Here is a 22,093-nt window from a genome sequence, read left to right as displayed (position 1 = left end):
GGAATGATCAGCGATGGTCACACGACGTCCATCAAGGCTAGCAGCTCGCGCGCCACGTCCTCGACGGAGGTGTTGACCAGGGTGGTGTCGAACTCCGGCTCCGCCGCGAGTTCGATCTTCGCCGCATCGAGCCGGCGCTCGATCACCTCGGGCGGTTCGGTGCCCCGCCCGGTGAGCCTGCGCACGAGCTCCTCCCAGGAGGGGGGAGCCAGGAACACCAGCTGGGCCTCGGGCATCGACTCGCGGACCAGCCTGGCGCCCTGAAGGTCGATCTCGAGGAGGACGGGCTCGCCGTTCTCCAGACGCTCCTGCACGGCCGCTCGAGGCGTGCCGTAGCGGTTGCCGGCGAACTCGGCCCACTCCAGCAGCTCCCCGTTGGCGATGAGCTTGTCCATCTCGTCGTCGGAGACGAAGAAGTAGTGGACTCCGTGCTGCTCGCCGGGGCGGGGCTTGCGGGTCGTGGCCGACACGGAGAGCCAGACCTCGGGGTGTTCCTTGCGCATATGGGCGACGACCGTGCTCTTGCCGACCCCGGAGGGGCCGGAGAGCACGGTCAGCCGCGGACGTACGTCCGGGGGTACGGGGGACGTCCCCCGGGGTGTTGCAGCCATGCAGCGATTATCCAGCAATCGCGGAGTGCCCGGGACTCGCTTCCCCGGACTGCCCGGTTCAGGAGCCGGTGCTGCCGAACTCGCGCTCCAGGGAGGCGATCTGGTTGGAACCGAGGCCACGCACGCGGCGGCTCTCGGAGATGCCGAGTCGCTCCATGATCTGCTTGGCGCGGACCTTGCCCACGCCCGGCAGCGACTCGAGGAGGGCGGAGACCTTCATCTTGCCGATGACGTCGTTCTCCTGGCCCTGCTTGATGACCTCGTGAAGGGAGGCGCCGGAGTGCTTGAGTCGATTCTTGACCTCGGCCCGCTCCCGGCGAGCCGCGGCGGCCTTTTCGAGCGCGGCTGCGCGCTGTTCAGGGGTAAGGGGCGGAAGAGCCACGCCTACGTCACCTCGGATGTCGAACTGTCGGATACGGACCGGTGAGGAACCTAGTCGCCCCACACCTGGGGAGCCACGAGCAACACACGCTTGCCCGTTCTCTCGTCGGAGACTAGCGGGCAAGTCCGCCGGAGTCATTGAGAACAGCGGAAAAGTCCTGGTCAGCCTTCATCTGAACGGACATTTAGGACATACTGCCCCGGATTTGAGGATGTATTCAGACTCAAGCCGGCCCCGGACCACTCATCGGAGGTCTCACCGGAGGGTCCCGACCGCCTCACGAGGACGTCACGGCCTGGCGGATCTCCTGTGCGAAGCGGTCCGCGGCGTCACGCAGAGCGACCGCGTCGGGACCGTGGCGTAGCACTCCGCGGCTGACGTTCGGCACCACGTTGCCCACCGCCGTGCCGAAGACCCCTGGAAGATCGGCCGGTGTGGCGCCCTGGGCACCGATGCCGGGCGCCAGGAGGGGTCCGTGGATGTCCAGGTCGTACGACGACAGATCACCGAGGGTGGCGCCGACGACCGCGCCGAAGGACCCCAGCGGCTCCTCCCCCGCGTTCTCGGCCGCGAGGTGCGCCAGCATCGTCGCTCCGACGCTCCGGCCGTCGGCCCGCACCGCGTGCTGGACCTCGCCGCCCTCCGGGTTCGAGGTCAGCGCCAGCACGAACAGTCCTGCGCCGCTCTCCCGGGCCAGCGCGACGGCCGGGCTGAGCGATCCGTAGCCGAGGTACGGCGAGACCGTCAGAGCGTCGGAGAACAGCGGTGCGTCCTTGTGCAGGAAGGACTCGGCGTAGGCGGCCATGGTCGAGCCGATGTCGCCGCGCTTGGCGTCCATCACGACCAGCGCGCCCGCCGCCCGGGCCTCGGCGACCGACTTCTCCAGCACGGCGACACCGCGCGAGCCGAACCGCTCGAAGAACGCGCTCTGCGGCTTGAGCACGGCGACCCGGTCGGCGACGGCCTCGACGACCGTGCGGCTGAACCGCTCCAGGCCCGCCACGTCGTCGTTCAGGCCCCACTCGGCGAGCAGGGAGGCGTGCGGGTCGATGCCGACGCATAGCGGACCGCGCTCGTCCATGGCCCGGCGCAGGCGTGTGCCGAAGGGTTCGAGACCACTCATGCCGTCTTCCTCACGTCGGCGCCCACCGCGTCGGCGAGCGTGGCGTAGGGGCTGGCGGCCAGGCGTGCGGCGAGCCCCTTGTGGATCGCGCGGCCCCAGAAGGGCCCCTCGTAGATGAAGGCGCTGTAGCCCTGGACCAGCGTGGCACCGGCCAGGATGCGCTGCCAGGCGTCCTCGGCGTTCTCGATGCCGCCGACGCCCACCAGGGTGATCCGGTCGCCCACGCGCGCGTAGAGGCGGCGCAGGACCTCCAGGGAGCGTTCCTTCAGGGGGGCCCCGGACAGCCCGCCGGTCTCCTTGACCAGGGCGGGGCCGGACTTCAGGCCGAGTCCCTCGCGCGCGATGGTGGTGTTGGTGGCGATGATGCCGTCCAAGCCGAGTTCCACGGCGAGGTCGGCGACGGCGTCGACGTCCTCGTCGGCGAGGTCCGGCGCGATCTTGACCAGGAGCGGGACGTGGCGGGCGGGCACCGTGCGGTCCGCGGCCTCGCGGACGGCGCTCAGCAGCGGGCGCAGGGCCTCGGTGGCCTGGAGGTTGCGCAGGCCGGGCGTGTTCGGCGAGGAGACGTTGACGACCAGGTAGTCGGCGTAGGGGGCGAGCCGCTCGGCGGACTTCACGTAGTCCGCGACGGCCTCCTCCTCGGGGACGACCTTGGTCTTGCCGATGTTGACGCCGACGACCGGCTTGAAGACCGGCGTGCGGGAGGCCAGGCGGGCGGCGACGCGCAGCGAGCCGTCGTTGTTGAAGCCCATCCGGTTGATCAGGGCGCGGTCCGCGACGAGGCGGAACAGCCGCTGCTTGGGGTTGCCGGGCTGGGGCTCGCCGGTGACCGTGCCGATCTCGACGTGGTCGAAACCGAGCATGGCCATGCCGTCGATGCCGACGGCGTTCTTGTCGAAGCCGGCCGCGAGCCCGAAGGGGCCGTGCATGCGCAGCCCGAGGGCCTCGGTGCGCAGCTCCTTGTAACGGGGCGCGAGGGCGGCCGCGAGGAAGGTGCGCAGCACGGGCACGCGGGCGGCCAGGCGGATCCAGCGGAAGGCCAGGTGGTGAGCCTGCTCAGGGTCCAGCCGCTTGAAGACGAGACGGAAGAAGATCTTGTACATGGTGTCCTCACGAGGACGTGGCGTCCTCACGAAGAGGGGGACACCGTTTCCGGTGTCCCCCTCGGGGCTGCTAGTCGCGGGCCGCGGTCAGGTGCTCGGCGTGTTCCTGGAGCGATCGGACGCTCACGTCGCCGCGGTTGAGGGCGTCGATGCCCTGGACCGCCGCCGCGAGGGCCTGGACCGTCGTCAGGCAGGGCACGGAGCGTGCCACGGCCGCCGTACGGATGTCGTAGCCGTCGAGGCGGCCTCCGGTGCCGTACGGGGTGTTGACGATGAGGTCGACCTCGCCGTCGTGGATGAGCTGGACGATGGTCTTCTCGCCGTTGGGGCCGGTGCCCTCGGACTGCTTGCGCACGATGGTGGCGTTGATGCCGTTGCGCTTGAGCACCTCGGCGGTGCCGGACGTGGCGAGCAGCTCGAAGCCGTGCGCGACGAGCTCACGGGCCGGGAAGATCATCGAACGCTTGTCGCGGTTGGCCACCGAGATGAACGCGCGGCCCTTGGTGGGCAGCGGCCCGTAGGCGCCGGCCTGCGACTTGGCGTAGGCCGTGCCGAAGACGGAGTCGATGCCCATGACCTCGCCGGTCGAGCGCATCTCCGGGCCGAGGACCGTGTCGACGCCGCGGCCGTGGATGTCGCGGAAACGCGACCACGGCATGACGGCCTCCTTGACGGAGATCGGCGCGTCGAACGGCAGCTCTCCGCCGTCGCCGGTGGCCGGGAGGAGGCCCTCGGCGCGCAGCTCGGCGATGGTGGCGCCGAGCGAGATGCGGGCGGCGGCCTTGGCCAGCGGCACCGCCGTCGCCTTCGAGGTGAAGGGGACGGTGCGCGAGGCGCGCGGGTTGGCCTCCAGGACGTAGAGGATGTCGCCCGCGAGCGCGAACTGGATGTTGATCAGGCCGCGGACCCCGACACCCTTGGCGATGCCCTCCGTGGAGGCGCGCAGGCGCTTGATGTCGAAGCCGCCGAGGGTGATCGGGGGCAGGGCGCACGCCGAGTCGCCGGAGTGGATGCCGGCCTCCTCGATGTGCTCCATGACGCCGCCGAGATAGAGCTCCTCGCCGTCGTAGAGGGCGTCGACGTCGATCTCGATGGCGTCGTCGAGGAAGCGGTCGACGAGGACCGGCCGGGAGGGGCTGATCTCGGTCGACTCGGCGATGTACGCCTCCAGGCGCGTCTCGTCGTAGACGATCTCCATGCCGCGTCCGCCGAGGACGTAGGACGGGCGGACCAGGACCGGGTAGCCGATCTCGTCGGCGATGGCCTTGGCCTCGGAGAAGGTCGTGGCCGTGCCGTGCTTGGGGGCGGGCAGGCCCGCCTCCTTGAGGACCCGGCCGAAGGCGCCGCGGTCCTCGGCCGCGTGGATGGCCTCCGGGGAGGTGCCGACGATCGGCACGCCGTTGTCCTTGAGCGCCTGCGACAGACCCAGCGGGGTCTGGCCGCCGAGCTGGACGACGACGCCCGCGACCGGCCCGGCCTGCTGCTCGGCGTGCACGATCTCCAGCACGTCCTCGAGCGTCAGCGGCTCGAAGTACAGGCGGTCGGAGGTGTCGTAGTCCGTGGAGACGGTCTCCGGGTTGCAGTTGACCATCACGGTCTCGTAGCCCGCGTCACTCAGTGCGAAGGAGGCGTGGACGCAGGAGTAGTCGAACTCGATTCCCTGGCCGATGCGGTTCGGGCCGGAGCCGAGGATGATGACGGCCGGCTTCTCGCGGGAGGCGACCTCCGTCTCCTCGTCGTAGGAGGAGTAGAAGTACGGCGTCTTCGCGGCGAACTCGGCGGCGCAGGTGTCGACCGTCTTGTAGACGGGGCGGATGCCGAGGGCGTGCCGGACCTCGCGGACGACGTCCTCGCGCAGGCCGCGGATCTCGCCGATCTGCTGGTCGGAGAAGCCGTGCCGCTTGGCCTCGGCGAGCAGGTCGGCGGTCAGCTCGGGAGCCTCGGCCAGCTCGTCGGCGAGCTCCTTGATGAGGAAGAGCTGGTCGACGAACCAGGGGTCGATCTTCGTGTACTCGAAGATCTCCTCGGGTGTGGCGCCGGCGCGGATGGCCTGCATGACGGTGTTGATGCGGCCGTCGGTGGGGCGGACGGAGTCGCGCAGCAGCTGGTCCTTGTCGCCGGGCTCGCCGACGAAGGTGAACTGGCTGCCCTTCTTCTCCAGTGAGCGCAGTGCCTTCTGGAAGGCCTCGGTGAAGTTGCGGCCGATGGCCATGGCCTCGCCGACCGACTTCATGGTGGTGGTCAGCGTGCTGTCGGCGCTCGGGAACTTTTCGAAGGCGAACCGCGGGGCCTTCACGACCACGTAGTCGAGCGTCGGCTCGAAGGAGGCCGGGGTCTCCTGCGTGATGTCGTTCGGGATCTCGTCGAGGGTGTAGCCGACGGCGAGCTTCGCGGCGATCTTGGCGATCGGGAAGCCGGTCGCCTTGGAGGCCAGCGCCGAGGAGCGGGAGACGCGCGGGTTCATCTCGATGACGATGACCCGGCCGTCCTCGGGGTTCACCGCGAACTGGATGTTGCAGCCGCCGGTGTCGACACCGACCTCGCGGATCACGGCGATGCCGATGTCGCGCAGGGTCTGGTACTCGCGGTCGGTGAGCGTCATCGCGGGCGCGACGGTGATCGAGTCACCGGTGTGGACGCCCATGGGGTCGAAGTTCTCGATGGAGCAGACGACCACGACGTTGTCGTGCTTGTCGCGCATCAGCTCCAGCTCGTATTCCTTCCAGCCGAGGATGGACTCCTCCAGGAGCACCTCGGTGGTCGGGGAGAGCGTGAGGCCCTGACCGGCGATGCGGCGCAGTTCCTCCTCGTCGTGGGCGAAACCGGAGCCGGCGCCGCCCATGGTGAAGGAGGGGCGGACGACGACGGGGTAGCCGCCGAGCGTGTCGACGCCGGCGATGACGTCGTCCATGGAGTGGCAGATGACCGAGCGGGCGGACTCGCCGTGTCCGATCTTCTGGCGTACGGCCTCGACGACCTCCTTGAAGAGGTCGCGGTCCTCGCCCTTGTTGATGGCCTCGACGTTGGCGCCGATCAGTTCGACGCCGTACTTGTCGAGGGTGCCCGCCTCGTGCAGCGAGATGGCCGTGTTGAGGGCCGTCTGGCCGCCCAGGGTGGGCAGCAGCGCGTCGGGGCGCTCCTTGGCGATGATCTTCTCGACGAACTCGGGGGTGATCGGCTCGACGTAGGTGGCGTCGGCGATCTCCGGGTCGGTCATGATCGTCGCCGGGTTGGAGTTCACCAGGACGACCCGCAGGCCCTCGGCCTTGAGGACGCGGCACGCCTGGGTGCCGGAGTAGTCGAACTCGGCGGCCTGGCCGATGACGATCGGGCCGGAGCCGATGACCAGGACGGACTGGATATCGGTGCGCTTAGGCACGCTGGCCCTCCATCAGGGATACGAAGCGGTCGAACAGGTAGGCGGCGTCGTGCGGACCGGCTGCCGCTTCGGGGTGGTACTGGACGCTGAAGGCGGGGCGGTCGAGGAGTTGGAGCCCCTCCACCACGTTGTCGTTCAGGCAGACGTGGGACACCTCGGCGCGGCCGAACGGGGTCTCGGAGACCTTCTCGAGCGGGGCGTCGACGGCGAAGCCGTGGTTGTGCGCGGTGACCTCGACCTTGCCGGTCGTGCGGTCCTGCACCGGCTGGTTGATGCCGCGGTGGCCGTACTTCAGCTTGAAGGTGCCGAAGCCGAGCGCGCGGCCCAGGATCTGGTTGCCGAAGCAGATGCCGAACAGCGGGGTGCCGCGCTCCAGGACGCCCTGCATCACGGAGACGGGGTGGTCGGCGGTGGCCGGGTCGCCCGGGCCGTTGGAGAAGAACACGCCGTCCGGGTTCACCGCGTAGATGTCCTCGACGGTGGCGGTCGCCGGGAGGACGTGCACCTCGATGCCGCGCTCGGCCATACGGTGCGGGGTCATGCCCTTGATGCCGAGGTCGACGGCGGCGACGGTGAACTTCTTCTCGCCGATGGCCGGGACGACGTACGGCTCGGTGGTGGCGACCTCGGCGGAGAGGTTCGCGCCCTTCATCTGGGGGGCTTCCTGGACGCGGGCCAGCAGTGCGGCGTCGTCCCTCACGGCGTCGCCGCTGAAGATGCCGACGCGCATCGCGCCGCGCTCGCGCAGGTGGCGGGTGAGGGCGCGGGTGTCGATGCCGCTGATGCCGACGACGCCCTGGGCGTCCAGTTCCTCGTCCAGCGTGCGCCGGGAGCGCCAGTTGGACGGCACGCGCGCGGGGTCGCGCACGACGTAGCCGGAGACCCAGATCTTCCTGGACTCCATGTCCTCGTCGTTGACGCCGGTGTTGCCGACGTGCGGGGCGGTCATCACGACCACCTGGCGGTGGTAGGAGGGGTCGGTGAGGGACTCCTGGTAGCCGGTCATGCCGGTGGAGAACACCGCTTCGCCGAAGGTCTCCCCCACGGCCCCGTAGGCGCGACCGCGGAAGACCCGGCCGTCCTCCAGGACGAGTACGGCGGGAGTCCTGGCGGCTCCCCTGGTGGAGGTGGTCATCGTTCGGCGCCTTCCTTGCTGTGCGTTTCGATCATCGAGGTGAGGGCCGCGACCCACTCGTGGTGCTCGGCGGCGTGGTCGGAGCGGAAGCCGGAGTCGATCAGCCGGTCGCCGTGCTCCCAGGTGACGACGAGCAGGCCGCCCTCGGCGAGCACCTTGCCGGCGATGCCCTTGTCGAGGCGGGCCTCGCGCAGGGCAGCGGCCGGGACGAAGAAGTCGTCCGCGCCGGGGCGTACGACGTCGAGGCCGGCGTCCGTCAGGGTCAGCTCGGCCCTGCTGCGGGTGCCCAGGCCGTGCGCGACGATGCGGTCGAGCCACTGCCCGGCGGTGGTGGAGCCGTGGTAGCGGCCGCTCATGGTCAGGCGCGCCGGGCCCGGCTCGTCCGGGGTGGCGGGCAGCTCGGGCAGGTCGCCCTGGAGGGTGCCGCGCCACTTCCAGCCCTCGCGCATCAGCCAGTAGACGAGCGCGACGAACAGGGCGAGGCCGACGACCCAGCCGATGCGGGCGGCCCAGTCGGTCACTTGCGCCGATTCCTTCTCGGCGGCGAGCAGGAGTACAGGTGTCACGTGAGCTTCCCGTCGACGAGCGTGGCCTTGCCCCGCAGCCACGTGTGCGTCACACGGCCCGGCAGCTCACGCCCCTCGTAGGGGGTGTTGCGGCTGCGCGAGGCGAAGCCCGCGGGTTCCACGAGCCCACGGTATGCCGTGTCGACCAGGGTGAGGTTGGCGGGCTCACCTGCCGAGACGGGACGGCCGTGGCCCGTGGCCTGTCCGATCTGCGCGGGCTTGACGGACATCCGGTCGGCTACGCCGGCCCAGTCCAGCAGGCCCGTGTCCACCATCGTCTCCTGCACCACTGACAGCGCGGTCTCCAGGCCGACCATGCCCATGGCGGCCGCGGCCCACTCGCAGTCCTTGTCCTCGTGCGGGTGCGGGGCGTGGTCGGTGGCGACGATGTCGATCGTGCCGTCGGCGAGCGCCTCGCGCAGGGCCATGACGTCGCGCTCGGTGCGCAGCGGCGGGTTGACCTTGTAGACGGGGTTGTAGGTGCGGACCAGCTCATCCGTGAGGAGGAGGTGGTGCGGGGTGACCTCGGCGGTGACCTGGATGCCGCGGGACTTGGCCCAGCGGACGATCTCCACGGAGCCGGCGGTCGACAGGTGGCAGATGTGGACGCGGGAGCCGACGTGGTCGGCGAGCAGGACATCCCGGGCGATGATCGATTCTTCGGCCACCGCGGGCCAGCCGCCGAGACCCAGCTCGGCGGAGACGATGCCCTCGTTCATCTCGGCGCCCTCGGTCAGCCGCGGCTCCTGGGCGTGCTGCGCGACGACACCGCCGAAGGCCTTCACGTACTCGAGGGCCCGTCGCATGATCACGGCGTCGTGGACGCACTTGCCGTCGTCGGAGAAGACGGTGACACCGGCGGCGGACTCGTGCATGGCGCCCAGTTCGGCCAGCTTCCTGCCTTCCAGGCCCACGGTGACGGCGCCGATGGGCTGGACGTCGCAGTAGCCGTGCTCCTTGCCGAGCCGCCAGACCTGTTCGACGACACCGGCGGTGTCGGCGACCGGGAAGGTGTTGGCCATGGCGAAGACCGTGGTGAAGCCGCCGGAAGCGGCGGCGCGGGTGCCGGTGAGGACGGTCTCGGAGTCCTCGCGGCCGGGCTCGCGCAGGTGGGTGTGCAGGTCGACCAGGCCCGGCAGCAGCACCTTGCCGTCGGCCTCGACGACCTCCGCGCCCTCGGCGGACAGCCCGCCGCCCACCTCGGCGACGGTCTCCCCCTCGATCAGCACGTCCTGCGGCGTGCCGCCCAGCACCTTGGCACCACGGATCAGGGTCTTGCTCATCTGTCTTACTTCTCCTCGGTGCGGGGGTGGGTGACGGCGGGTTCGTTCCCACCGAGCAGCAGGTACAGGACGGCCATCCGGATGGAGACTCCATTTGCGACCTGCTCGACGACGGTGCAGCGGTCGGAGTCGGCGACCTCGGCGGTGATCTCCATGCCGCGGACCATCGGGCCGGGGTGCATCACGATGGCGTGCTCGGGCATCCGGGCCATGCGGTCGCCGTCGAGGCCGTAGCGCCGGGAGTACTCGCGCTCGGTGGGGAAGAACGCGGCGTTCATGCGCTCGCGCTGGACGCGCAGCATCATCACCGCGTCGGACTTGGGCAGCGTGCTGTCGAGGTCGTAGGAGACCTCGCAGGGCCAGGTCTCGATGCCGACCGGCAGCAGGGTCGGCGGGGCGACGAGGGTGACCTCGGCGCCGAGGGTGTGCAGCAGATCGACGTTGGAACGGGCGACCCGGCTGTGCAGGACGTCGCCGACGAGCGTGATGCGCTTGCCCTCGAGGTCCCGGCCGAGTCCGGCGTCCGGGCCGATCAGGCGGCGGCGCATCGTGAAGGCGTCCAGCAGGGCCTGGGTGGGGTGCTGGTGGGTGCCGTCGCCGGCGTTGACCACGGCCGCGTCGATCCAGCCGGAGTTGGCGAGGCGGTACGGGGCTCCGGAGGCGCCGTGCCGGATGACCACGGCGTCGACGCCCATGGCCTCCAGGGTCTGGGCGGTGTCCTTCAGGGACTCGCCCTTGGAGACGCTGGAGCCCTTGGCGGTGAAGTTGATGACGTCCGCGGACAGCCGCTTCTCGGCGGCCTCGAAGGAGATCCGGGTCCGGGTGGAGTCCTCGAAGAAGAGGTTGACGATCGTGCGGCCGCGCAGGGTCGGCAGCTTCTTGATCGGCCGGTCGGCGACCCGGGCCATCTCCTCCGCGGTGTCGAGGATCAGGACGGCGTCGTCGCGGGTGAGGTCGGCGGCCGAGATGAGATGACGCTGCATCTGTCAGGCTCCGTAAGGCAGTTCATTCGGGAGAATCGGGGCAGACGGGCGCACGGGGGCGCAACCGGGCGGGCGTACGACGCGGCGTACGCCTGGAGCGCTACTGCGGGGTCGGCTTGGCACCGAGCAGCACGGTGTCGCGACCGTCCTCCTCGGCGAGCTGGACCTTGACCGTCTCCCGCAACGACGTGGGGAGGTTCTTGCCGACGTAGTCGGCGCGGATGGGCAGTTCGCGGTGTCCGCGGTCGACGAGCACGGCGAGCTGCACCGCGCGCGGGCGCCCGAGGTCGTTCAGGGCGTCGAGGGCGGCACGGATGGTGCGGCCGGAGAAGAGCACGTCGTCGACGAGGACGACGAGCCTGCCGTCGAGGCCGTCACCGGGGATCTCGGTGCGGGCCAGCGCGCGCGGCGGGTGCATGCGCAGGTCGTCGCGGTACATGGTGATGTCGAGCGAGCCGCACGGAACCTTGCGCTCGGTGATCTGCTCGAGCTTGTCGGCGATCCGCCGGGCGAGGAAGACACCCCGGGTCGGGATGCCGAGGAGCACCACGTCGTCGGCGCCCTTGGCACGTTCGACGATCTCGTGGGCGATGCGGGTCAGCACGCGAGCGATGTCGGGCCCTTCGAGAACGGGCCGGGCATCGGACTGCGTGTCGTGCGTGTCCATACGAAACGGACCTCCTTCTCCGCCTCACGGGACGGACCTTAAAGGACGTCGAGATTGCGCCATACACGGTAGCAGGTCCCCGAGATCGCCCGTACGGCCCCCCCGGATCACCCATCCGGCCCAATGGCAGGCCGATACCACGGAAGAGTCGGTGCGGACCATTCGGCTTGACGCGGCAGAGTAACGCTGCGTAACCTCACAGTGAGTTACCAGCCGCGCGGCCTGGCACCCACGCCAGACGCGTCGACACAGTGCCGGGGAGCTATATGTCCAGCGAATACGCCAAACAGCTCGGGGCCAAGCTCCGGGCGATCCGCACCCAGCAGGGCCTTTCCCTCCACGGTGTCGAGGAGAAGTCCCAGGGCCGCTGGAAGGCGGTCGTGGTCGGTTCGTACGAGCGCGGCGATCGTGCCGTGACCGTGCAGCGTCTTGCCGAGCTGGCGGATTTCTACGGCGTTCCGGTGCAGGAACTGCTTCCGGGCACGACCCCGGGCGGGGCCGCCGAGCCGCCGCCGAAGCTGGTCCTGGACCTGGAGCGGCTGGCCACGGTGCCGGCCGAGAAGGCGGGTCCACTCCAGCGCTACGCGGCCACGATCCAGTCGCAGCGCGGTGACTACAACGGCAAGGTGCTGTCGATCCGCCAGGACGACCTGCGCACCCTGGCCGTCATCTACGACCAGTCGCCGTCCGTCCTCACGGAACAGCTGATCAGCTGGGGTGTCCTGGACGCGGACGCACGCCGCGCGGTGGCGACCCACGAGGACGCCTGACCGCCGGGCGGGTCCCAGCAGAAACGTGCCGCCGGGGTGGCCGAAACCGTATGGTTCTCGGCCACCCCGGCGGCGTTGTGCGGCGCTGACAGGCCTGCGCCGGGCCGAGAGACGTCCCAGAACGCCGGAGGGCCCGCAGCGGTGACGCTGCGGGCCCTCCGGCATGTGGTCCGTCTCAGACCTCGTCGCGGCGGAGCGAGGGCTTGAGTTCCTTCAGACGGCCGAGCAGGCCGTTCACGAACGAGGGCGACTCGTCCGTGGAGAACTCCTTCGCCAGCTGCACCATCTCGTCGAGGACGACGGCGTCCGGCGTCCCGTCGACCCAGATCAGCTCGTAGGCGCCGAGCCGCAGGATGTTGCGGTCGACGACGGGCATCCGGTCGAGGGTCCAGCCCACGGAGTACTGCGCGATCAGCTCGTCGATGCGCTTCGCGTGCTTCGCGTAGCCCTCGACCAGCTCCATCGTGTACTCGCTGACCGGCGGCTGCCGGGTGTCCGCCCGGGAGAGCCGGACCCAGTCCGCGAGGACGGTCAGCACCTCGGCGCCGCGCTGGTCTGCCTCGAAGAGGATCTGGAAGGCGCGCTTACGGGCCGTGTTGCGGGCAGCCACGGTTAGCTGTTCACCCGGCCGAGGTAGTCGCTGGTGCGGGTGTCGACCTTGATCTTCTCACCGGTGGTGATGAAGAGGGGCACGTTGATCTGGTGGCCGGTCTCCAGGATGGCGGGCTTGGTGCCGCCGGTGGAGCGGTCGCCCTGGACGCCCGGCTCGGTCTCCTGGATGACGAGCTCGACGGCGGCGGGCAGCTCGACGAAGAGCACCTCGCCCTCGTGCTGCGCGACGGTGGCGGTGAAGCCCTCGATCAGGAAGTTGGCGGCGTCACCGACGGCCTTCTTGTCGACGTGGAGCTGGTCGTAGGTCTCCATGTCCATGAAGACGAAGTACTCGCCGTCCATGTAGGAGAACTGCATGTCGCGCTTGTCGACGGTGGCCGTTTCGACCTTGACGCCGGCGTTGAAGGTCTTGTCGACGACCTTGCCGGAGAGCACGTTCTTGAGCTTGGTGCGCACGAAGGCCGGGCCCTTGCCGGGCTTGACGTGCTGGAACTCGACGACGGACCAGAGCTGGCCGCCTTCGAGCTTGAGCACCATGCCGTTCTTGAGGTCGTTCGTGGAAGCCACGGTTGCGGAATCTCCTGGACTGACGTACGACCCCGGGGCGCGCACCTGCCTGGCTACAGGGCGAGCAGCTCCTTGGTCGTGATGGTGAGTAGCTCGGGTCCGCCGTCCGCCTCGGGGCGGACGACGAGCGTGTCATCGATCCGGACACCGCCCCGGCCCGGGAGGTGGACCCCCGGTTCGACGGTGACTGGCACGCAAGCGTCCAGTTTACCCATGGCCGCGGGACTCAATTGAGGGTCCTCGTCGATTTCGAGCCCCACGCCGTGTCCGGTCAGGACCGTGAGGCCCTCCGTGTACCCCGCGGAGTCCAGGACCTGGCGGGCGGCGTGGTCGACGTCCCGGCAGGCGGCGCCGGGCACGAGGCTCTCACGCCCGGCCCGCTGGGCGGCGAAGACGAGGTCGTACAGCTCGATCTGCCAGTCCGCGGGAGCGGTGCCGATGACGAAGGTGCGGCCGATCTCGCAGCGGTAGCCGCGGTAGGTCGCGCCGAGGCAGACGGAGAGGAAGTCGCCCTCCTCGACCCGGCGGTCGGTGGGCCGGTGTCCGGGGCGGCCGGAGTTCGGGCCGGTGGCCACGGAGGTCGGGAAGGCCGGTCCGTCCGCCCCGTGGTCCACGAGTCGTCGCTCGAGTTCCAGGGCGAGATGGCGTTCGGTGCGGCCGACGAGGATCGACTCCAGCAGTTCGCCGAGGGCCTGGTCGGTGATCTCCGCGCCGATGCGCAGGCTGGAGATCTCCTCCTCGTCCTTGACGACCCTGAGCTGCTCGACCGCGCTGCCGAGGCACGCCAGGCGCAGCGTCGGGGCCACCGAGCCGAGGGCGCGGTGCCGGGCCACGGTGAGGTGGTGCTCCTCCACGGCGAGGGAGTCGGCGTTCTGGCCCTCGGCGAGGCGGGCGGCCGCCACGGCCGGGTCACCGCCGTCCGCTCCGGGAAGGGTGTGGACGCGCAGGGCTTCGTCGGGGCGCTCCTGCGTGGGGCGGTCGGCCGCCGGTCCGGCACAGACCAGGAGGTCCTGTTCCTCGGTCCGGCCCAGCAGCAGGACGGCGCCGTGCGGGGCGGCGCCCGCGAGATAGCGCACATTGGCGGGGCGGGAGACCAGCGCCGCCGCGCTGCCGCCCGCGTTGCAGTAGTCCCTCAGACGCGTCCGGCGGGCCGCGTACACCTCTGACATGCCCCGAGCGTATGAGCTCCGCCGGCTTTGCGCCGGTTGAGGGCGTCTGAGTGGGCGGCGCCCGGTGCGGGTGCCGTTCGGGAGAGGAGGGCCGTGCGAGGCCGTATGCCGTCCGCGGCTGGGTGGGGGGTTGGCGCAGTTCCCCGCGCCCTGAAGGGCGCTTACCTGAGGGCGCTCACCACTGGGGTGGGCTGGCGATCGACCTGGCCAGGACGTCGTCCAGGACGCGCGCCGTCTCCGGGACGTCCAGCTGGGAGTTGTCGATGATCGGCAGGCCGGATCCGTACCAGCCGGCCATGCGGCCGTGGATGCGGGCGACCTCCTCGTCGGACAGCCGTCGGTTGCCCGAGCGCTCCGCGTTGCGTTCGAGGACGATGTCCAGCCCGGGGAGGAGCACCACCGGCAGCAGGCCCGGCCCCACGTGGCGCTTCCAGCCGCCGAGGCCGACGACCGGGCGGTCGGGGAAGACCGCGTCGTCGAGGATGCACGAGATGCCGTTGGCCAGGAAGTTGCGCGCGGCGAAGCCGCAGGTGCGGCGGGCCAGGCGGTACTGGGCCTCGGAGTGGTCGTTCCACCCGGACTGGGGGTCGGCGAAGCCGGAGCGGACCCACTCGCGTACGTCGTCGAGGCTGATGTGGGCCGTGGGGACCCGGCGGTGGTCCGCCCAGTACTTGGCCACGCTGGTCTTGCCGGCACCCGCGGGGCCTATGAGCAGCACCGCGAGGGTCGTACCGGCGGGGTCGGGAACCGTCGCGGCGGGCGGAGCCATGGGCATGGCCACCGGGCCGCCCGGTGGCAGCGGTACGTGGCCGGTGGTCTCCGGCGCCGGCGGGGCGGTGGCCGAGGCCGGTCCGGGCGGGGGCGCCGGATATCCAGGGGCAGGGGCCGGGGGCGGCGGGGGGACGGGCACGGAGCCCTGGTGGGCGCCCGCGTTCTGCGGGCCCGGGTGATGTGCGGCCGGCGACCAGCCCGTGGCCGGTCCGTGCCCCGGCTGATGGGGCGGCGGCAGCGGAGAACCCACTGCGTGCTGCATCCGGTGCCACTCCGTCTCGTACAGGCGATGGTCGCTGACAGCGGGGGCGGAACCCGCGTGCCACCGAACGGTACCGCCCCCGGTCGTCGATGTGTGAACGGCCGGGGGCGGCCCGAAGTGCCCAGCGCCGTAAGGCGATTTCGGGCGGATGGCGCGCCGGAGGACTTACTGCCCCACTTCGCCGTACGCGGCGAGCAGCACGGCCGGGTCGGGTCCCTCCAGGACGGTGGGCTTGGCCAGACCGTCGAGGACGATGAAGCGCAGCAGGTTGCCGCGGGACTTCTTGTCGACCTTCATGGTCTCCAGCAGCTTGGGCCACTGGTCGTAGCGGTAGTGCAGGGGCAGTCCGACCGCTTCCAGGATCGTGCGGTGCCGGTCGGCCGTCGCGTCGTCCAGCCGGCCCGCCAGGCGGCCCAGTTCGGCCGCGAAGTGCATGCCGACGGAGACCGCCGCGCCGTGGCGCCACTTGTAGCGCTCGTTCTTCTCGATGGCGTGGCCCAGCGTGTGGCCGTAGTTGAGGATCTCGCGCAGGCCGGACTCCTTCAGGTCCGACGACACGACGTCGGCCTTGACCCGGATGGAGCGCTCGATGAGCTCGGCGGTGTGCGGGCCGGCCGGGGTGCGGGCGGCCTGGGGGTCGGACTCGATGAGGTCAAGGATCACGGGGTCGGCGATGAAGCCGGCCTTGATGACCTCCGCGAGCCCGGAGACGTAGTCGTTGACCGGCAGGGAGTCCAGCGCGGCCAGGTCGCAGAGCACACCGGCGGGCGGGTGGAAGGCGCCGACGAGGTTCTTGCCCTCGGCGGTGTTGATGCCGGTCTTGCCGCCGACGGCCGCGTCCACCATGGCGAGCACGGTGGTCGGGATGGCGATCCAGCGCACCCCGCGCAGCCAGGTGGCGGCCACGAACCCGGCGAGGTCCGTGGTCGCGCCGCCGCCGACGCCGACGATGACGTCCGTGCGCGTGAACCCGGACTGGCCCAGCGCCTTCCAGCAGTAGGCGGCGACCTCGGCGGTCTTGGCCTCCTCGGCGTTGGGCACCTGGACGGCGATGGCCTCGTAGCCCTGCTCGGCCAGGTCGGCGCGCAGCGCCTCACCGGTCTCGGCCAGGGCCTCGGGGTGGACGATCGCGACCCGCTGGGCCCGGTCGCCGATCAGTGCACCGAGCTCCCCCAGCAACTGCCGGCCCACCAGGACCTCGTAGGGGTCGGTGCCCGCCGTGCCGCCGACCTGGATCCGCGTCACTGCCTCGCTCATGCTTCCTTCAACTCCAGTGCGTCCAGGGCGGCTTCGGTGACCTCGTCGGGCGTACGGCCGTCGGTGGCGACCACGGCCGTGGCGACCTCTTCGTACAGGTCGCGGCGGGCCTCCATCAGCTCGCGCCACTGCTTGCGCGGATTGACCGCGAGCAGCGGGCGGGCCGCGTTGAGGCCGGTGCGCTTGACCGCCTCCTCGACGTCCATCGACAGGTACGCCACCCGCTGCCCGGCGAGCAGTGCGCGCGTGTCGGCGTCGAGGATCGCACCGCCGCCCAGGGCCAGGACGCCGTCGTGCTCGGCGATCGCCCTGCGCACCGCGGCCTTCTCGATCGCGCGGAAGACGGGCTCGCCCTCGTCGACGAAGATCTCGGCGACGGTCCGGCCCTGCTCGGCGACGATGTCGTCGTCGGTGTCCCGGTAGGAGACGCCGAGCCGCTCGGCCAGCAGCTGCCCGACGGTGGACTTGCCGACGCCCATCGGGCCGACCAGGACGACCAGCGGGCCGCTCATCGGATGGCGAGGTTGTCGAGGTACGACGTGACGTTGCGGCGGGTCTCGGCCACCGAGTCGCCGCCGAACTTCTCGGCGACCGCGTCCGCGAGCACCAGGGCCACCATGGCCTCGGCGACGATGCCGGCGGCCGGGACCGCGGACACGTCGGAGCGCTGGTGGTGGGCCTGCGCCGCCTCGCCGGTGGTGACGTCCACCGTCTGCAGGGCGCGCGGCACGGTCGCGATCGGCTTCATCGCGGCGCGGACCCGCAGCAGCTCACCGGTGGTCAGACCGCCCTCGGTGCCGCCCGAGCGGCCCGAGGTGCGCCGGATGCCCTCGTCGGTCTTCACGATCTCGTCGTGTGCCTTGGAGCCGGGAATCCGTGCCAGTTCGAAACCGTCGCCGATCTCGACGCCCTTGATCGCCTGGATGCCCATGAGGGCTCCGGCGAGCCGGGCGTCCAGCTTGCGGTCCCAGTGCACGTGCGAACCGAGGCCGACGGGCACGCCGTACGCCAGGATCTCGACCACGCCGCCGAGGGTGTCCCCGTCCTTGTGGGCCTGGTCGATCTCGGCGACCATCGCCTTCGACGCGTCGGCGTCCAGGCAGCGCACGGGGTCCGCGTCGAGCTTCTCGACGTCGGCGGGCTTCGGGTACACGCCCTTCGGCGCCTTCGCCGCGGCCAGCTCCACCACGTGCGAGACGATCTCGACGCCGGTGGTCTCCTTCAGGTACGAGCGGGCCACCGCGCCGAGGGCCACGCGGGCGGCCGTCTCACGCGCGGAGGCGCGCTCCAGGATCGGCCGGGCCTCGTCGAAGCCGTACTTCTGCATGCCCGCCAGGTCGGCGTGGCCGGGGCGCGGCCGGGTCAGCGGGGCGTTGCGGGCGAGCCCGTCGAGGATCTCCGGGTCGACCGGGTCGGCGGCCATGACCTGTTCCCACTTGGGCCACTCGGTGTTGCCCACCATGATCGCGACCGGGGAACCGAGGGTGAGGCCGTGCCGGACGCCGCCGAGGAAGGTGACCTCGTCGCGCTCGAACTTCATCCGGGCACCGCGTCCATAGCCCAGGCGCCGCCTCGCGAGATGGTCCGCCACCATGTCCGTGGTGATCGGCACGCCGGCGGGAAGGCCCTCCAGCGTCGCCACGAGTGCGGGACCGTGGGACTCCCCCGCGGTCAGCCAGCGCAACCTGCTCAACGGTGCTCCTCAGTGCTCGCGCTCTGGTACTGCCCTGCGTACGCGCCTCGTCGCGTACGGCGACGGCGTGACCGGGTGCGCGGCCCGGTCCACCGTCTCCGATCCTCCCACGCCGGGGCACTCTGCCCGGCGGCCGGTCCATCAAGCGGACGCGTTCGCGGACGGACCCTCGCCCTGACGCTGCTGCGGCGCGTACGCCCCGAGGAAGTCGGCACCGCTCGGCTGCTGCGCGGGCTCGGCCGGCTGCGGGGCGTACGCCCCCAGGTGGTCGGCACCGCTGCCCTGCTGTGCCGGCCGGGTCTGCTGCTGAGGCGCGTACTGTCCCAGGTAGTCCGCGCCGCGCCCCTGCCCGTACTGGGCGGCGGCGTGCACCGGCTGGCCGTTCCGGACGGCACGCCGGTAGGCGATCTTGCGCTTGATCTTGACGACCCAGGAGGCCACGACGGCGAGCACGATCAGGGCGAGCACCGTGATCTGCACCCAGTCGGGCAGGAATCCCAGCAGGGACTCGAATATCTGGGACTTTACGGACGCCTGAGGCAGGCCGGTGGACATGACGGACGTTCCCCTCCCCTGTTCCGCCCCCTGCGGAACCGAGAGCGGATCTTATCGGTCGGCGAGAGCCCGCTCGCCCGCTTTTCGCATGGCGTCCAGGGGCGCCGGGGCGAGCCCCGTCATCTGCTCGACCTGGAGCACGGCCTGGTGCACCAGCAGGTCGAGGCCGCTGACGACGGCACCGCCGTACGCCGACCAGCGGGCGGCGAGGGCGGTGGGCCAGGGGTCGTAGAGGACGTCGAAGAGGGCCGCCGGGCGCTCCGGTACGGACCGGGCGAGGGCGTCGGTGACCCCGGCGGGCGTGGTGCTGATCACCAGCGGCACGCGCAGGGCCCGCTCGGCGTCCGCCCAGTCGGCGATGCGGACGGCGACGTCGAGTCGCTCGGCCCATCGCCGCATCTCGGCGGCCCGGGCCTCGCTGCGCACGTAGACGGTGATCTCGCCCGGGCAGATCCGCGACAGCGCGGCCAGCGCGGAGGAGGCGGTTGCGCCGGCGCCGAGCACGGCGGCGGCGTCCACCTTGTCGATGCCGTGCTCGCGCAGGGCGGCGACCATGCCGGGGATGTCGGTGTTGTCGCCGACACTGCGGCCGTCCTCGGTGCGGACCACGGTGTTGACCGCGTCGACCGAGGCGGCGGTCTCACTGACTTCGTCGAGCAGCGGGATCACGGCCCGCTTCAGCGGCATGGTCAGCGAGAGCCCGGCCCACTCGGGACCGAGCGTCTCGAAGAAGGCGGGCAGCCCCGCCTCGTCGACCTCGAACCTGTCGTACGTCCAGCCGGCCAGGCCCAACTCCTGGTAGGCGGTGCGGTGCAGGACCGGCGAGAGCGAGTGGGCGATCGGGCAGCCGAGTACGGCGGCCCGGCGTGGTGCGGCCATCAGGGACTTCCTCAGTTGTTCCGCGAGGCGTTGAACCGGTCGACCAGCTTCTGGTGTTCGGCGTTCGTCTTCGTGAACTTGCTGGTCTTACCGTCGAGCGAGATGAAGTAGTACCAGCCGTCGCCCGTCGGTTTCAGGGCGCCCTTGATGGCGTCCTCGCCCGGGTTGTCGATCGGACCGGGCGGCAGACCCTTGTGGAAGTACGTGTTGTACGGGTTGTCGTAGTTCCGCAGTTCGCTCAGGCTCAGGTCGATCTTGCTCTGGTTCTTGATGTAGTTGTAGGTGGAGTCGAACTCCAGCATGCCGTTGGTCTGCGGGTTCCCGGGCTTCATACGGTTGTAGACGACTTCGGCCATCTTGCGGAAGTCGTCGTGGCTGGTGCCCTCGGCCTGGACCAGGCTGGCGACGGTGACGAGCTGCCACGGGTCCTCGAGTCCGAGGCTCTCGGCCTTCTTCTCGACCCCGAGCTTGCCGTACGTCGCGGTGGCCCGCTCGACCATCTGCTTCAGGACGTCCGCGGGCTTCTGCCCCTCGCTCACGCCGTAGCTGGAGGGGTAGAGGAAGCCCTCCAGCGGGTCCTTGACCTGGGCGTGGTTCTGCGCCCACGCGGGCAGTCCGAGCTTCTTGTAATCCTTCTTGGCGACCGCTGCGGTGGTGCCCGCCTTGACGTCCAGCCGCTTGTCGATCAGGCGGTAGATGTCGGCGTTGCGCCGGCCCTCGGCGATGATCAGGTTGTCGCGGCTCTTCGGACTGAGCATCAGTTCGACCGCGCTCGCGGCCGACATTTGCTTCTGCAGCGTGTACACGCCGTCCTGGATGCTCCGGCCCTCGGGGTTGCCGGCCTGGGCCGAGACGAAGGCGTCGACGCTCTTGACGACACCGGCGGACTTCAGCGCCCGGCCGATCGCGTACCCGTCCGCACCCTTGGGGATCTCGACGGAGACCTGCTGCCCGTTGCCGCCCCCCGCGAAGTCCGGGGCGTCGCCGAAACGATCCTGGTAGAACTGGTAGCCGAAGTAGCCGGCGCCCGCCAGGCCGCCGCCGAGGATCACGGCGACCAGCAGGCAGGCCATGCCGTTGCGGCGTTTCTTCGGTTTGCCGCCGCCGCGTCCCCGCTTGTCGTCGCGGCCGCGACGCCCCTCCGGCTCGTCACCGTCGTCCTCGTCGTCCCCGCCCGCGAAGAAGGCGTGTTCGCCCTGGTCGGGGCCGGGGTCCCAGTCGGTCTCCGGTTCCGACGCGGGTTCGACCCCACGCCGGCCGGGCGGTTCAGGGGGTGGATACGCGTCGGGCGTGCCGTAGTAGTCCTGCCGGCCCGTGTCGTACGCACCGGCCTGCTGTCCGTACGGGTCCTGGGGATCACCGGGGTACGAGACCTGCTGGTGAGGGCCGGTGGCCCAGCCGCCGGTGTCGTACTGCTGCTGGTGGTAGCCCTGGTCCTGCTGATGTCCGGGGCCCTGGGGGCCGGGGTACTGCTGGTGCCCGTGGGCCTGTGCCGCGTACTGCTGGTCGTACGGGTACTGCTGCTGCGCCTGACCGTATCCGGACTGGTCACCGGTGCCCCAGTCGCCGTACTGCGGCTGCTGCGGCTGCTGCTCTGGATAGTGCTGCGGCTGGCCGCCGTAGGGGGACTGCTGACCCTGATGGGCCTGCTGGCCGCCCCATCCGCCGTCCCCGTACAACGGGTCCTCCGGATGCCACGGTTCGGAGCCTTGGCCCCGGCCATACTCAGTCATCGATCCCCTAGAGCCGCGAGGCGGCGGTCACGCGGCTTCCGGCCCCGGCTTCCGTCCCGCCTCTTTGCTGTGCGGCGGCTGTTCGAATGCCGCCGCATCGCGCGGAACGTTACCGTATCGCGATCACATGCCCACTTCGACGCCTTCGCCGGGTGCTTTACCTGACATCCGTTCGGATTCGAGGGCCTGTTGCAGGATGATCACGGCTGCTGCCTGGTCGATGACGGACCGGCCCTTCTTGGACTTCACGCCGGAGGCGCGCAGTCCCTGGCTGGCCGTCACCGTCGTCATGCGCTCGTCCACGAGTCTCACCGGAACCGGAGAGATCATGCGGGCCAGTTCCTGGGTGAAGCCCCGGACCTTGACCGCGGCCGGGCCCTCGCCCCCCTTGAGGGAGCGCGGGAGCCCGACCACGACCTCCAGGGGCTCGTACTCCTCGACGAGTTGCTTCAACCGTCGCTGAGCTGCGGGGATGTCACGCCCCGGGACCGTCTCCACCGGGGTGGCGAGGATCCCGTCGGGGTCGCACGAGGCGACCCCGATGCGGGCGTCCCCGACGTCGATCGCGAGCCGACGTCCTCTGCGCATGCCGT

Annotated in this window: 22 protein-coding genes; 1 reads left to right on the top strand and 21 read right to left on the bottom strand. The window is 70.7% G+C overall.

Annotation, left to right across the window (positions count from 1 at the left end; translation table 11 throughout):
* Positions 1-17: 17 nt before the first annotated feature.
* The 10 genes from gmk to pyrR all read right to left on the bottom strand — a co-directional run bounded on the left by gmk (position 18) and on the right by pyrR (position 11,232).
* Positions 18-611: a guanylate kinase gene (gene gmk, locus ACIQU3_RS08885; protein ID WP_051814725.1), complete on the bottom strand. Its 594-nt coding sequence runs from the start codon at positions 609-611 to the stop codon at positions 18-20.
* Positions 612-669: 58 nt separating this feature from the next.
* The gene (locus ACIQU3_RS08880; RefSeq protein WP_003977346.1) at positions 670-993 is read right to left on the bottom strand and encodes an integration host factor; all 324 of its coding nucleotides are present in this window, start codon (positions 991-993) and stop codon (positions 670-672) included.
* 277 nt (positions 994-1,270) lie between these two features.
* Positions 1,271-2,116, bottom strand: coding sequence for an orotidine-5'-phosphate decarboxylase (pyrF, locus tag ACIQU3_RS08875; protein WP_403924073.1), 846 nt, complete (start codon positions 2,114-2,116; stop codon positions 1,271-1,273).
* Entirely contained in the window at positions 2,113-3,219 is a 1,107-nt protein-coding gene (locus tag ACIQU3_RS08870; protein ID WP_403728460.1) for a quinone-dependent dihydroorotate dehydrogenase, read from the bottom strand. Before ACIQU3_RS08870 ends, pyrF begins: the two co-directional genes overlap by 4 nt.
* Positions 3,220-3,289: 70 nt before the next feature.
* On the bottom strand, positions 3,290-6,598 hold the full coding sequence (gene carB, locus ACIQU3_RS08865) for a carbamoyl-phosphate synthase large subunit (protein ID WP_403728462.1): 3,309 nt from the start codon (positions 6,596-6,598) through the stop codon (positions 3,290-3,292).
* Positions 6,591-7,733 (bottom strand): glutamine-hydrolyzing carbamoyl-phosphate synthase small subunit, encoded by a 1,143-nt coding sequence (gene carA / locus ACIQU3_RS08860; protein WP_403924070.1) that lies wholly within the window; start codon positions 7,731-7,733, stop codon positions 6,591-6,593. The genes carB and carA overlap by 8 nt, the downstream gene beginning before the upstream one ends.
* Positions 7,730-8,299: a hypothetical protein gene (locus tag ACIQU3_RS08855; protein WP_403728468.1), complete on the bottom strand. Its 570-nt coding sequence runs from the start codon at positions 8,297-8,299 to the stop codon at positions 7,730-7,732. Before ACIQU3_RS08855 ends, carA begins: the two co-directional genes overlap by 4 nt.
* Positions 8,296-9,582: a dihydroorotase gene (locus ACIQU3_RS08850; protein ID WP_403728470.1), complete on the bottom strand. Its 1,287-nt coding sequence runs from the start codon at positions 9,580-9,582 to the stop codon at positions 8,296-8,298. Before ACIQU3_RS08850 ends, ACIQU3_RS08855 begins: the two co-directional genes overlap by 4 nt.
* Before the next feature lie 5 nt (positions 9,583-9,587).
* Positions 9,588-10,565 (bottom strand): aspartate carbamoyltransferase catalytic subunit, encoded by a 978-nt coding sequence (locus ACIQU3_RS08845; RefSeq protein ID WP_358958224.1) that lies wholly within the window; start codon positions 10,563-10,565, stop codon positions 9,588-9,590.
* A 100-nt stretch (positions 10,566-10,665) separates the two neighbouring features.
* A complete protein-coding gene (gene pyrR / locus ACIQU3_RS08840) occupies positions 10,666-11,232 on the bottom strand; it encodes a bifunctional pyr operon transcriptional regulator/uracil phosphoribosyltransferase PyrR (RefSeq protein ID WP_366717130.1) in 567 nt (188 codons plus the stop codon).
* Between the two features lie 266 nt (positions 11,233-11,498).
* Here pyrR and bldD point away from each other — a divergent pair, with 266 nt between their 5' ends.
* The gene (gene bldD / locus ACIQU3_RS08835; protein WP_020938842.1) at positions 11,499-12,002 is read left to right on the top strand and encodes a transcriptional regulator BldD; all 504 of its coding nucleotides are present in this window, start codon (positions 11,499-11,501) and stop codon (positions 12,000-12,002) included.
* A gap of 175 nt (positions 12,003-12,177) precedes the next feature.
* Here bldD and nusB read toward each other — a convergent pair whose 3' ends face one another.
* The 11 genes from nusB to ruvX all read right to left on the bottom strand — a co-directional run bounded on the left by nusB (position 12,178) and on the right by ruvX (position 22,088).
* Positions 12,178-12,612: a transcription antitermination factor NusB gene (nusB, locus tag ACIQU3_RS08830; RefSeq protein WP_403728473.1), complete on the bottom strand. Its 435-nt coding sequence runs from the start codon at positions 12,610-12,612 to the stop codon at positions 12,178-12,180.
* A 2-nt stretch (positions 12,613-12,614) separates the two neighbouring features.
* A complete protein-coding gene (gene efp, locus ACIQU3_RS08825; RefSeq protein WP_030843148.1) occupies positions 12,615-13,181 on the bottom strand; it encodes an elongation factor P in 567 nt (188 codons plus the stop codon).
* A gap of 53 nt (positions 13,182-13,234) precedes the next feature.
* Positions 13,235-14,350, bottom strand: coding sequence for an aminopeptidase P family protein (locus ACIQU3_RS08820; protein WP_403728475.1), 1,116 nt, complete (start codon positions 14,348-14,350; stop codon positions 13,235-13,237).
* 175 nt (positions 14,351-14,525) lie between these two features.
* On the bottom strand, positions 14,526-15,383 hold the full coding sequence (locus tag ACIQU3_RS08815; protein WP_403924067.1) for a Pro-rich N-terminal domain-containing protein: 858 nt from the start codon (positions 15,381-15,383) through the stop codon (positions 14,526-14,528).
* Positions 15,384-15,548: 165 nt separating this feature from the next.
* Positions 15,549-16,640 (bottom strand): 3-dehydroquinate synthase, encoded by a 1,092-nt coding sequence (aroB, locus tag ACIQU3_RS08810; protein WP_403924064.1) that lies wholly within the window; start codon positions 16,638-16,640, stop codon positions 15,549-15,551.
* Positions 16,637-17,152 (bottom strand): shikimate kinase, encoded by a 516-nt coding sequence (locus tag ACIQU3_RS08805; RefSeq protein WP_403924062.1) that lies wholly within the window; start codon positions 17,150-17,152, stop codon positions 16,637-16,639. Before ACIQU3_RS08805 ends, aroB begins: the two co-directional genes overlap by 4 nt.
* On the bottom strand, positions 17,149-18,333 hold the full coding sequence (gene aroC, locus ACIQU3_RS08800; protein ID WP_403728486.1) for a chorismate synthase: 1,185 nt from the start codon (positions 18,331-18,333) through the stop codon (positions 17,149-17,151). The genes ACIQU3_RS08805 and aroC overlap by 4 nt, the downstream gene beginning before the upstream one ends.
* Positions 18,334-18,474: 141 nt before the next feature.
* Positions 18,475-18,888, bottom strand: a complete 414-nt coding sequence (locus ACIQU3_RS08795) for a hypothetical protein (protein ID WP_403728488.1) — start codon at positions 18,886-18,888, stop codon at positions 18,475-18,477.
* 51 nt (positions 18,889-18,939) lie between these two features.
* Positions 18,940-19,767, bottom strand: a complete 828-nt coding sequence (locus ACIQU3_RS08790; protein ID WP_403728491.1) for a shikimate dehydrogenase — start codon at positions 19,765-19,767, stop codon at positions 18,940-18,942.
* A gap of 11 nt (positions 19,768-19,778) precedes the next feature.
* Positions 19,779-21,500, bottom strand: a complete 1,722-nt coding sequence (gene mltG, locus ACIQU3_RS08785; protein ID WP_403728493.1) for an endolytic transglycosylase MltG — start codon at positions 21,498-21,500, stop codon at positions 19,779-19,781.
* 123 nt (positions 21,501-21,623) lie between these two features.
* Complete coding sequence (ruvX, locus tag ACIQU3_RS08780) at positions 21,624-22,088, bottom strand: Holliday junction resolvase RuvX (protein ID WP_403728495.1); 465 nt, start codon at positions 22,086-22,088, stop codon at positions 21,624-21,626.
* Positions 22,089-22,093: the final 5 nt, after the last annotated feature.

It is taken from the genome of Streptomyces sp. NPDC101110, from assembly GCF_044759525.1.
Lineage (GTDB): Bacteria > Actinomycetota > Actinomycetes > Streptomycetales > Streptomycetaceae > Streptomyces.
The sequence above is the reverse complement of the archived record's forward strand: the minus strand, read 5'-3'. Positions and strand labels throughout refer to the sequence as shown.

Excerpts from the sequence above, each read along its gene's own strand:
- gmk (WP_051814725.1), bottom strand. The coding sequence starts at position 611 with ATGGCTGCAACACCCCGGGGGACGTCCCCCGTACCCCCGGACGTACGT.
- pyrF (WP_403924073.1), bottom strand. The coding sequence starts at position 2,116 with ATGAGTGGTCTCGAACCCTTCGGCACACGCCTGCGCCGGGCCATGGAC.
- ACIQU3_RS08870 (WP_403728460.1), bottom strand. The coding sequence starts at position 3,219 with ATGTACAAGATCTTCTTCCGTCTCGTCTTCAAGCGGCTGGACCCTGAG.
- carA (WP_403924070.1), bottom strand. The coding sequence starts at position 7,733 with ATGACCACCTCCACCAGGGGAGCCGCCAGGACTCCCGCCGTACTCGTC.
- ACIQU3_RS08850 (WP_403728470.1), bottom strand. The coding sequence starts at position 9,582 with ATGAGCAAGACCCTGATCCGTGGTGCCAAGGTGCTGGGCGGCACGCCG.
- ACIQU3_RS08845 (WP_358958224.1), bottom strand. The coding sequence starts at position 10,565 with ATGCAGCGTCATCTCATCTCGGCCGCCGACCTCACCCGCGACGACGCC.
- pyrR (WP_366717130.1), bottom strand. The coding sequence starts at position 11,232 with ATGGACACGCACGACACGCAGTCCGATGCCCGGCCCGTTCTCGAAGGG.
- bldD (WP_020938842.1), top strand. The coding sequence starts at position 11,499 with ATGTCCAGCGAATACGCCAAACAGCTCGGGGCCAAGCTCCGGGCGATC.
- ACIQU3_RS08820 (WP_403728475.1), bottom strand. The coding sequence starts at position 14,350 with ATGTCAGAGGTGTACGCGGCCCGCCGGACGCGTCTGAGGGACTACTGC.
- ACIQU3_RS08815 (WP_403924067.1), bottom strand. The coding sequence starts at position 15,383 with ATGCAGCACGCAGTGGGTTCTCCGCTGCCGCCGCCCCATCAGCCGGGG.
- aroB (WP_403924064.1), bottom strand. The coding sequence starts at position 16,640 with ATGAGCGAGGCAGTGACGCGGATCCAGGTCGGCGGCACGGCGGGCACC.
- ACIQU3_RS08805 (WP_403924062.1), bottom strand. The coding sequence starts at position 17,152 with ATGAGCGGCCCGCTGGTCGTCCTGGTCGGCCCGATGGGCGTCGGCAAG.
- ACIQU3_RS08795 (WP_403728488.1), bottom strand. The coding sequence starts at position 18,888 with ATGTCCACCGGCCTGCCTCAGGCGTCCGTAAAGTCCCAGATATTCGAG.
- ACIQU3_RS08790 (WP_403728491.1), bottom strand. The coding sequence starts at position 19,767 with ATGGCCGCACCACGCCGGGCCGCCGTACTCGGCTGCCCGATCGCCCAC.
- mltG (WP_403728493.1), bottom strand. The coding sequence starts at position 21,500 with ATGACTGAGTATGGCCGGGGCCAAGGCTCCGAACCGTGGCATCCGGAG.
- ruvX (WP_403728495.1), bottom strand. The coding sequence starts at position 22,088 with ATGCGCAGAGGACGTCGGCTCGCGATCGACGTCGGGGACGCCCGCATC.